This window comes from Pseudomonas sp. NPDC089534, assembly GCF_044749305.1.
In the GTDB taxonomy this organism is placed as follows: Bacteria; Pseudomonadota; Gammaproteobacteria; order Pseudomonadales; family Pseudomonadaceae; genus Aquipseudomonas; species Aquipseudomonas ekonensis.
Genome location: NZ_JBIVHR010000046.1, coordinates 12,520 through 21,335 on the forward strand (window position 1 = coordinate 12,520; position 8,816 = coordinate 21,335).

Consider the following 8,816-nt stretch of genomic DNA (forward strand, 5'->3'; position numbering starts at 1 on the left):
CAGGGGCCGGCGGGGATCCCGCTCTTGAAGGTGTCGGTTCAGAAAGCTCAAGGCTGAGTGTCCCTCCGCCATCGCCAGCAGGCTGGCTCCCACAGGGGCCGGCGGGGATCCCGCTCTTGAAGGTGTCGGTTCAGAAAGCTCAAGGCTGAATGTTCCTCCGCCATCGCCAGCAACTGGCTCCCACAGACTCCTCGGCGCCGCCGATCCCTGTGGGAGCCAGCCTGCTGGCGATGACGTCAGTGAAGACGCCGCAAAACCCAGTGGCTCAGCGGGTATGCGCCTGCTCCACCAGCCACACCATCAACTCCCGCAGCTTCGCCGACGGCTCAGGCCTGTCCGGCGCCACCACGTAGTAGCCAAGCCCTGTCTTCACCTTCAAGTCGAACGGTGTCACCAGCCGTCCGGCGTTCAGGTCATCGCCGATCAACGACCAATCGCCGATCGCCACGCCCGTGCCGTGGGACGCCATCGACATGGCCTGGTCCAGCGTCTCGAAATGCTGGCCGCTGCCGATGTTGTTCAGCCGCAGGTCGGCGGCCTTCAGCCACAGCGTCCAGTCCTGATCGTCGTGGGTGGGGTGCAGCAGCAGGTGCTGCTGCAGGTCCGCCGGCGCGTTGAGGCCCGGTGCGCCCTTGAGCAGCATCGGCGAGCAGACCGGCGTCAGTTGCTCGTCGAACATGTGCAGCGCAGCCGGCAGGTCGTGGGGCGCGGTGCCGTAGATCACCGCCGCGTCGAACTGTTCGCGCTGGAAGTCGACCCCATGCTGGAGCGAGGCGGTCAGCTTCACCGGCGCGTCCGGGCGTTCCCGTTGCCACTGCATCAGGCGCGGCAGCAGCCAGCGCATCACGCAGCTCGGTGCCTTGAGTTGCAGGGTCTCGCGCTTGGCGCCGATCTGCTCCACCGAATCGCCGATCAGGTCGAACACCTGCTGCACCTTCGGCAGCCATTCGCGGCCTTCGGCGGTCAGTTCCAGCCCCCGGGCCAGGCGGATGAACAGCTCATAGCCCAGGTGATCCTCAAGCCCGGCGATCTGCCGGCTCACCGCGCCCTGGGTGATGTGCAACTGCTCGGCGGCCCGGGTGAAGTTGCAGCACTGCGCGGTGACCAGAAACGTGTGCAGGGCGGGCAGGGGAGGCAGTCGTTTCATGTGGATCCAAGGTATGACGTGAGGACATGGCTAGTATGAGCTTTTATCGATTGTTGCGGCTATGGGGCGCCCGTTTCAATGAGGCCATTCCCGGACTCCCACAAAAGGAGGCCGGAGTCTCAATCGAACAAGAAGGGCATAACCATGGCGACATGCGGCGAAGTACTGGTCAAGTTACTCGAGGGCTACGGGGTCGAGCAGGTGTTCGGCATCCCGGGGGTGCACACCGTGGAGCTGTATCGCGGGCTGGCCCGTTCGAGCATCAACCACGTCACCCCGCGGCATGAGCAGGGCGCCGGCTTCATGGCCGACGGCTATGCGCGCACCAGCGGCAAGCCGGGCGTGTGCTTCATCATCACCGGCCCCGGCATGACCAACATCACCACCGCCATGGGCCAGGCCTACGCCGACTCGATCCCGATGCTGGTGATCTCCAGCGTGCAGTCGCGCAGCCAGTTGGGCGGCGGCCGCGGCAAGCTCCACGAGCTGCCGAACCAGAGCGCGCTGGTGGGCGGCGTGGCGGCGTTCTCCCACACCCTGATGTCCGCCTCGGAACTGCCGGCGGTGCTGGCCCGCGCGTTCGCGCTGTTCCAGGCCGGGCGTCCGCGTCCGGTGCACATCGAGATCCCGCTGGACGTGCTGGTCGAAGACGCCGATGACCTGCTCGCCAGCGTGCCGGTGCACATCGACCGCGCCGGTGCCGCACCGTCTGCCGTGAACCGCATGGCCGAACGGCTGGCCGGCGCGCAGCGTCCGCTGATCCTCGCCGGCGGCGGCGCCATCGACGCGGCCGCCGAACTCACCGAACTGGCCGAACGGCTGGACGCGCCGGTGGCGCTGACCATCAACGCCAAAGGCATGTTGCCGTCGGGCCATCCGCTGCTGATCGGTTCGACCCAGAGCCTGGTCGCCACCCGTGCGCTGGTGGCCGATGCCGATGTGGTGCTGGCCATCGGCACTGAACTGGCGGAAACCGACTACGACGTCACCTTCGCCGGCGGCTTCGAGATTCCCGGCCAACTGCTGCGCGTCGACATCGACCCGGACCAGACCGTGCGCAACTACCCGCCGCACGTGGCGCTGGTGGCCGACTCGCGCAACGCGGCCCAGGCCTTGCTCAGCGCGTTGGCCCATCACCCCCTGGCCGAGCGCCGCAACGATTGGGGCCAGGTGCGCGCCGCCCGTCTGCGTGAGGAGTTGGCCGCTGGCTGGGACGCGCCGGCCCTGGCCCAGACCCGCTTCCTGGAAACCGTCCTGCACGAACTGCCGGAAGCGGTGTTCGTCGGTGATTCCACGCAACCGGTGTACACCGGCAACCTCACCTTCAACCCGGATCATCCGCGCCGCTGGTTCAACGCCTCCACCGGCTACGGCACCCTCGGCTACGCCTTGCCGGCGGCCATCGGCGCCTGGCTGGGCGGTCGCCTGGAGCAAGGCGCGCGCCCGCCGGTGGTGTGCCTGATCGGCGACGGCGGCCTGCAGTTCACCCTGCCGGAACTGGCCAGCGCCGTGGAGGCACGGGTGCCGGTGATCGTCCTTTTGTGGAACAACCAGGGCTACGAAGAGATCAAGCGCTACATGGTCAACCGCGCCATCGAACCGGTGGGCGTGGACATCTACACCCCTGACTTCATCGGCGTGGCCCAGGCCCTGGGCTGCGCGGCCCAATCGGCCGGCTCCGTCGAGCAACTGCGTGGCGCGCTGCGGGCGGCCACGGACCGTCAGGGCCCGACCCTGATCGAAATCGACCAGACCCAATGGATGAAGGCGGTGGCGCAATGAGTTCGGCCCTGAATTTTCCGACGACCCTAGACGGTCTCTACATCAATGGCCAATGGTCGTCCGGCGGCGAACACCTGCGGGTGATCAACCCGGCCACCGAAGCGCTGCTGACCACGGTCAACGGCGGCGACGAGCGCTCGGTCGACCGTGCGGTGGCGGCGGCGACCGAAGCCTTCAAGGCCTGGTCGAAGACCACCGGCGCCGAGCGTGCGGCGATCCTGCGCAACATCGCCAACGGCGTGCGCAACGGCCGCGAACACCTGATGAAGCTGCAGTCGAGCAACAACGGCAAGCCGCTGTTCGAGGCGGTCATCGACGTCGATGACGTGATCGCGACATTCGAATATTACGCCGGGCTGGCTGAAGGCCTGGACGCCAAAAACGACGCGGATGTGCCGCTGCCCAGCGACGACTTCAGCGCCCGCGTGCGCCGCGAGCCGTGCGGCGTGGTCGGGCTGATCGTGCCGTGGAACTTCCCGATGGTGACCACCGCGTGGAAGCTCGCCCCGGCCCTGGCCGCCGGCTGCTGCGTGGTGCTCAAACCCTCGGAAGTGACCCCGCTGGCGGAGCTGGAACTGGCGGCGATCATCGCCGAGTCCGGCCTGCCCGACGGCGTGTTCAACCTGGTCTGCGGCACCGGGCTGGCGGTGGGGGCGCCGCTGGCGGCGGATCCGCGCATCGCCAAGGTGTCGTTCACCGGCAGCAACGCGGTGGGGGTGCAGGTGATGCAGCGCGCCGCCGAGACGGTCAAGGGCGTGAGCCTGGAGCTGGGCGGCAAGTCCTCGCTGCTGGTGCTGGCCGACGCCGACCTCGACCTGGCGGTGGAACTGGCCTGCGGCGGCGCCTTCTTCAACGCCGGGCAAATGTGCTCGGCGACCAGCCGGGTGCTGGTCGCCGATGAACTGGCCGACGAGTTCCTCACGCGGCTCAAGGCGCGCGCCGAGAAGATCCGCGTGGCCGACCCGTTCGATGCGGACGTGGAGATGGGCGCACTGGTCAACCAGGCGCAGTACCAGCGGGTGCTCGGCCACATCGACCGCGGCCTGAGCGCCGGGGCGAAGCTGGTGTGCGGCGGCAACCGTCCCGCCGACCTGGCCCGCGGCTATTTCTTGCAGCCGACGGTGTTCACCGAAGTGCCCCTGGACAGTGCGCTGTGGTGCGAAGAGATCTTCGGGCCGGTGGTGTGCGTGCGCAGTTTCGCCACCGAGGCCGAGGCGGTCGCCCTGGCCAACGACAGCCGGTTCGGCCTGGTGGCCAGTGTGGTCACCCGTGACGCCGAGGCCGCGGACCGGGTCGCCGATGCCCTGCAGGCGGGGCTTGTGTGGCTGAACGCGCCGCAGGTGATCTTCCCGCAGACGGCCTGGGGCGGCTACAAGCAGAGCAGCCTGGGCCGTGAGCTGGGGCCGTGGGGACTGGCCGCGTTCCAGGAAATCAAGCACGTGGTGCGGGCGCTCTGAACGCCCGAAAAAAGTGAGCGCATGCCTCGCAATGAGGCATGCGCCGGCGTCATGGCTCCAATGAGTTTTTATCGATGGTCAGCGCTTGCGCCCGACCTCAGGATGAATCCGCCGACTTCGCCCAAGCCCTTTGAAACCGGGACTTTGGCGGTTCCGGACGGTCAGCGCAAGGGTTGCGGTCAATCTCATACTTACAAGAACAAAGGGAGTCCTTCATGGGCGAGCACGATCTGAACAGGCGTCAATTCATCAAGACCGTCGGCGTGGCCTCGGTGGCTGCGGCGGCGTTGAGCATGCCCTTCATCCGGGCGAGCGCCAGCGACACCCGCTTCGCCGGCAAGACCCTGCGCCTGCTGACCTGGTCGGATGACACCGGCCTGGCCGCGTTGCGCAACATCGCCGCGACCTTCGAGGCCAAGACCGGCGCCAAGGTGATCGCCGACCGCACCGGCAGCACCTCGGAAATGGTCGCCAAGCTCAAGGCCGGCGGCGACCGTCCGCAGTACGACATCATCACCCTGGCCGGCGTCGGCGCCGAAGGCCTGGCCGCCGCCGGGCTGCTGGAAAAGCCGGACCTGAACCGCATCCCCAACTTGGTCGACGTGCCGGAAAAGTACCGCACCGGCGCCAACGGCCACGGCATCGGCTACCTGCTGTGGTGCAACAGCCTGGTCTACAGCACCCGCACCCAGAGCACCGCGCCGGACAGCTATGCCGCGCTGTGGGACGCTGACCTGGCGCCGAACATCTTCCTGCCGCCGCCGAACTGGACCGAGGCGATGGACCTGATCATCATCGCCGCCAAACTGGCCGGCGGCGACGAGCACAACATCGAGCCGGGCTTCAAGAAACTGGCCGAGCTCAAGGACCGCGTGGTGACCCTGGGCGAGAACCCCAACCAGATCGCCGAGCTGTTCCGCACCGGATCCCTCGACATGGGCGGGCTCTACGCCCCGGCGTTCTTCCCCAAGCAGATCCGCGACGCGAACTACGGCCTGGGCGCCACGTTCGGCATGAAGGAAGGGTTCTACACCGACCTGATGCTGTCGGTGATGCCCAAGAACCGTCCCGGCGACACCGACCTGGCCTACGCCTTCATCGATCACTCCCTCGACCCGCTGGTGCAGGGCAAGATGGCCGAAGACATCTTCAACGGGCCGGTCAACGCCAAGGCGATCATCTCCGCCGAGGCGCGCAAGAGCCCGTACATCCTGACGCCGGAACAGATCGCCGAGAAGGCGATCATGCACGACAACGCCTTCCTGGCCACCGTGCATGACCAGTGGATCCGTCGCTACACGGAAATCTTTTCTTCCTGAGCCGAACGCAAACCTTCGGAACACCGCAAATCCCTGTGGGAGCTGGCTTGCCAGCGATAGCAATCTGTCAGTGACATCGTTTTCGACAGGTCGGCCGTCATCGCTGGCAAGCCAGCTCCCACAGGGTTCGCGGGGGTTTGGAAATCTGTGTTTGTCAGTTGTTCTTCCATTGACGAGATCATTGCCATGGAACACCAATCCCTGACCCACCCGGTCGGCGCGGCCGACGTGCGCCCGGCGCGCGGCGTTTCGCCCACTGTCCGGGCGTGGTTTTTCCTCACGCCGTCGATGCTGTTCCTCGGCGTGCTGATCGCCGCCAGCCTGCTGGTGCTGCGCATGAGCATCGGCACCAAGGGCGCGGAGTGGACGGGCTTCAGCCTGGCCAGCTACGCGCAGCTGCTCGAACCGTACTACCTCAAGTCGTTGCTGCTGACCCTGCGCCTGGCGCTGATCAGCGCGGTGATCGCCGTGCTGCTGGCGATCCCGGTGGCGTACACCATGTCGCGCCTGACGTCGCCGTTCGTGCGGCGGATCTTCCTGGCGGCGGTGTTGCTGCCGCTGCTGGTCAACCTGTTGCTGCAAAGCTACGGCTGGCTGGTGATCCTCGGTCCCGGCGGCATGCTCAACCAGACCCTGATGGGGCTGGGCCTGATCAAGCGGCCGATCATGCTGCTGTACAACCAGAACGGGGTGCTGATGGGGCTGGTGCAGACCGCCTTCCCGCTGGCGGTGCTGCCGATCGCCAGCGCCATGCGCGGCGTGTCGCGCAGCTTCGAAGAGGCCGCCGCGACCCTGGGCGCCAGCCGCTGGCAGGTGTTCCGCCAGGTGGTGCTGCCGATGAGCCTGCCGGGGATCATCACCGGCGCGACGCTGGTGTTCGCCTACAACGCCAGCAGCTTCGTGGTGCCGCTGCTGCTGGGCGGCCGGCGGGTGCCGATGCTGGCGGTGATGGTGCACGACCAGATCGCTCCGCTGATGAACTGGCCCGCCGCGTCCGCCGCAGGCGTAGTGCTGATCGTCACCACCCTGGCGATCATGACCCTGTCCGAATACGTCACCGGCCGCCGTCGCCGGTTGCTGGAGGCTTCGCAATGACTGCCCTGACCAAGAAGCGCCACGCGCTGCTGCCCGGCGACACGGGCACGTTCGCCGGGATCCTGTCCGGCGTGATCCTGCTGCTGGCGGTGCTGCCGATCCTGACCATGATCGTGATGTCGTTCAGCGGCGCGTCGAACCTCGACTTCCCGCCGGCCAGCTACAGCCTGCAATGGTACAAGGCCGCGTGGCACACCTTCGTCTCGCCGGACGCCAGCGACGTGCTGAGCCTGGGCCAGGCCATGGCCACCAGCCTGCTGGTGTCGTGCCTGACCATGGTCTTCGCCACCCTGATCGCGGTGCCGGCGGCCTACGCGCTGACCCGCTGCGAGTTCCGCGGCAAGGCCGTGGCGCTGCAACTGATGTCGCTGCCGCTGGTGTTCCCGATGGTGGTGCTGGGCCTGGCGATGCTGTTGGTGTTCGACAGCCTGCCGTTCCACATGACCACCTCGCGGCTGGTGATCGCCCACGTGATCCTGGCGCTGCCGTTCGTGGTCAAGAACTGCACGGCGGCCATGCTCTCCATCGGCAGCGAGGTCGAGGAGGCGGCGCAGATGCTCGGCGCCTCGCCGCTGCGGGCGATCGTCGATGTGGTGGTGCCGCTGATGAAATCGGGGATCCTGGCGGGCATGCTGCTGGCGTTCATCGTTTCGTTCAACGAATTCACCGTCACCTATTTCCTCTACACCATCGACGTCATGACCGTGCCGATCTGGATGTACAGCCGCACCGTGTCCTCGCTCGACCCTACCGTGTTCTCGTTTGCCGTGCTGATCGTGCTGATCGACTTCGTCCTGATCTGGGCGCTGGAGAAGCTGGTGGGCGAGGGCGGCGTTTCCTTCTGATTTGAGGTGCAACATGTCTGGACTGATTCTGGAAAACGTCGAGAAGCATTACGGCTCGGCCTGCGCGGTGAAAGACGTCAACCTGCATTTGCCCCAGGGCAAGCTGGTGTGTTTCCTGGGGCCGTCGGGCTGCGGCAAGACCACCTTGCTGCGCATGATCGCGGGGCTTGAGACCCTCACCGGCGGCGAGATCCGCCTGGACGGCGAGGACATCGGCCACACCCCGGCGCACCTGCGCAACTTCGGCATGGTGTTCCAGTCGCTGGCGCTGTTCCCGCACATGACCGTGGGCGAGAACATCGCCTATCCGCTCAAGCTGCGCGGCGTCGGCAAGGCCGAGCAGCGGGCGCGGGTGGTGGAGCTGCTGGAGATGATCCAGTTGCAGGCGATGATCGACCGCCCGGTGGCCAAGCTCTCCGGCGGCCAGCGCCAGCGGGTGGCGATCGCCCGGGCGATTGCCTCGCACCCCAAGATCCTGCTGCTCGACGAGCCGCTGTCGGCGCTGGACGCCAAGCTGCGCGAATCGATGCAGGTGGAGATCCGCCAGCTTCAGCAGCGGCTGAACATCACCACCATCATGGTCACCCACGACCAGCGCGAAGCCATGACCATGGCCGACATCGTGGTGGTGCTGGGCGAGCACCGGGTGCAGCAGGTGGGCACGCCCATCGAGATCTACCGGCACCCGGCCAACGAGTTCGTGGCGGACTTCATCGGCTCGGGCAACATTTTCCCGGCCACGGCGCTGGGCGACGGCAAGATCGTGCTGCCGGGCGGCGACGCGCTGCAAGTGCCGATCTGCAGCAGCATCGTGGTGGGGCAGAAGGTGAAGATGCTGATCCGCCCCGAAGACCTGCAACTGTCGGCGCCCCAGGCGACAGCGGGCAACCGTTTGCTGGGCAAGGTGACGTTCGTGCGCGACATCGGCGCGACCATCGAGACCACGGTGGAGTGTTCCGGGGTGACGTTCACCGCACTGAGCACGCCGTGCCAGGACATCGGGCTGGGGATCGGGCATCCGGTGTCGGTGACGTTGCCGTCCGAGGCGTGCCGGGTGCTGGGGGCCTGAGCCGGAGGTGATGCCGGCAGTGCCGGCCCCATCGCCAGCAGGCTGGCTCCCACATGGAACCCGTGATCAACACCGATCCCCTGTGGGAGCCAGCCTGCTGGC

Annotated in this window: 7 protein-coding genes; 6 read left to right on the forward strand and 1 reads right to left on the reverse strand. The window is 67.0% G+C overall.

Annotation, left to right across the window (positions count from 1 at the left end):
- Positions 1 to 265: 265 nt before the first annotated feature.
- Positions 266 to 1,147: a LysR substrate-binding domain-containing protein gene (locus tag ACIP0B_RS15795; protein WP_400833444.1), complete on the reverse strand. Its 882-nt coding sequence runs from the start codon at positions 1,145 to 1,147 to the stop codon at positions 266 to 268.
- Between the two features lie 144 nt (positions 1,148 to 1,291).
- On the opposite strand from ACIP0B_RS15795, the gene ACIP0B_RS15800 reads away from it, so the two are divergent.
- From ACIP0B_RS15800 to ACIP0B_RS15825, 6 genes are all read left to right on the forward strand, one after another.
- Positions 1,292 to 2,929, forward strand: coding sequence for a 5-guanidino-2-oxopentanoate decarboxylase (locus ACIP0B_RS15800; RefSeq protein WP_400833447.1), 1,638 nt, complete (start codon positions 1,292 to 1,294; stop codon positions 2,927 to 2,929).
- A gap of 8 nt (positions 2,930 to 2,937) precedes the next feature.
- Positions 2,938 to 4,386 carry an aldehyde dehydrogenase family protein gene (locus ACIP0B_RS15805; RefSeq protein WP_400833493.1) on the forward strand — a complete coding sequence of 483 codons (1,449 nt, stop codon included), beginning with the start codon at positions 2,938 to 2,940 and terminating at the stop codon, positions 4,384 to 4,386.
- A gap of 215 nt (positions 4,387 to 4,601) precedes the next feature.
- A complete protein-coding gene (locus ACIP0B_RS15810) occupies positions 4,602 to 5,705 on the forward strand; it encodes an ABC transporter substrate-binding protein (RefSeq protein WP_400833449.1) in 1,104 nt (367 codons plus the stop codon).
- A 186-nt stretch (positions 5,706 to 5,891) separates the two neighbouring features.
- Positions 5,892 to 6,800 carry an ABC transporter permease gene (locus ACIP0B_RS15815; RefSeq protein ID WP_400833452.1) on the forward strand — a complete coding sequence of 303 codons (909 nt, stop codon included), beginning with the start codon at positions 5,892 to 5,894 and terminating at the stop codon, positions 6,798 to 6,800.
- Positions 6,797 to 7,645 (forward strand): ABC transporter permease, encoded by an 849-nt coding sequence (locus ACIP0B_RS15820; RefSeq protein ID WP_400833454.1) that lies wholly within the window; start codon positions 6,797 to 6,799, stop codon positions 7,643 to 7,645. Before ACIP0B_RS15815 ends, ACIP0B_RS15820 begins: the two co-directional genes overlap by 4 nt.
- Before the next feature lie 13 nt (positions 7,646 to 7,658).
- Positions 7,659 to 8,714 carry an ABC transporter ATP-binding protein gene (locus ACIP0B_RS15825; protein WP_400833457.1) on the forward strand — a complete coding sequence of 352 codons (1,056 nt, stop codon included), beginning with the start codon at positions 7,659 to 7,661 and terminating at the stop codon, positions 8,712 to 8,714.
- The last annotated feature ends 102 nt before the right edge of the window (positions 8,715 to 8,816 follow it).

Coding starts and splice junctions, on each gene's coding strand:
- ACIP0B_RS15800 (WP_400833447.1), top strand. CDS start 1,292: ATGGCGACATGCGGCGAAGTACTGGTCAAGTTACTCGAGGGCTACGGG.
- ACIP0B_RS15795 (WP_400833444.1), bottom strand. CDS start 1,147: ATGAAACGACTGCCTCCCCTGCCCGCCCTGCACACGTTTCTGGTCACC.
- ACIP0B_RS15810 (WP_400833449.1), top strand. CDS start 4,602: ATGGGCGAGCACGATCTGAACAGGCGTCAATTCATCAAGACCGTCGGC.
- ACIP0B_RS15820 (WP_400833454.1), top strand. CDS start 6,797: ATGACTGCCCTGACCAAGAAGCGCCACGCGCTGCTGCCCGGCGACACG.
- ACIP0B_RS15825 (WP_400833457.1), top strand. CDS start 7,659: ATGTCTGGACTGATTCTGGAAAACGTCGAGAAGCATTACGGCTCGGCC.
- ACIP0B_RS15815 (WP_400833452.1), top strand. CDS start 5,892: ATGGAACACCAATCCCTGACCCACCCGGTCGGCGCGGCCGACGTGCGC.